This is a genomic window from Vibrio sp. 10N.222.49.C9 (assembly GCF_041474985.1).
Taxonomy (GTDB): domain Bacteria; phylum Pseudomonadota; class Gammaproteobacteria; order Enterobacterales; family Vibrionaceae; genus Vibrio; species Vibrio crassostreae_C.
This window is the reverse complement of the sequence record NZ_JBFRVD010001234.1, coordinates 1-213: the sequence shown is the minus strand read 5'-3', so window position 1 is coordinate 213 and position 213 is coordinate 1. Positions and strand designations below refer to the sequence as shown.

At 47.4% G+C, this 213-nt stretch carries 1 pseudogene; it reads right to left on the bottom strand.

Features of this window, described 5'->3' with window-relative positions:
• Nucleotides 1–213, bottom strand: a pseudogene (locus AB4585_RS27710) (flagellar hook-associated protein 3); the annotation flags it as partial.

Genomic DNA, 213 nt, shown 5'->3' with positions numbered 1-213 from the left:
GACGTCTGTCGTCATTGCCCAACAGGTTGTATGGAGGTACATCGGATATCGCAGCTGAACCCTCATCTGTGCCACTAAAAATGTAACGACCATCTACTTGAGTATTCAAAAGAGAAATCATCTCTTCTTTAAGCCCCTCAAGTTCGATCACCAAACCTTCACGCGACGCTGCATCCAGCGCACCGTTGCGCCCTTGAATGATCAACTCATTGA